The organism is Rhodococcus sp. P4_F3_2, assembly GCF_056401335.1.
Map to the genome: position 1 here is coordinate 1 of NZ_JBFUJN010000251.1, position 402 is coordinate 402.

Sequence of the window (402 nt, forward strand, 5' to 3'; positions counted from 1 at the left end):
GCGTTATGACAGTAGTGACGTGGTTTCGATTAAGCAAAAAGATGACCATATTTCAGACGTATCTATCAAGGTCAATGTGACCTCAACTAAAGAAGTGGAAAAGAAATCAAAAGACAAAGATGGAAAAGAAAAAGTCGAGAAAAAGAATGAAGAGAAACAAGCGACTCTCTATTATTTGGTACGCGTCTATGAAGATAAAAACGGTTATAGCATCATTGATCTACCGCAACCCTACATGCCAAAATCAAATCAACGTGTAACTGTTTCAGAGAATGAAGAAAACAAGAATGCAGATGCGGTTGTCAATAATGAGGTTCAGAGTTTTTTAGAATCCTTCTTTAAAACGTATACAGCAAAAGATCGAAGCGATGAAACAAAATTCTTTTTTAAAGATTCTAGTAA

The 402-nt window shown here is 34.8% G+C and carries 1 protein-coding gene; it reads left to right on the forward strand.

All coding sequences use genetic code 11. The annotated features are described in order from the left end of the window. Positions 1-19 precede the first annotated feature (19 nt). The coding region (locus tag AC1DWA_RS33610) for a conjugal transfer protein (protein WP_477917856.1) at positions 20-402 on the forward strand (383 nt) is incomplete at its 3' end.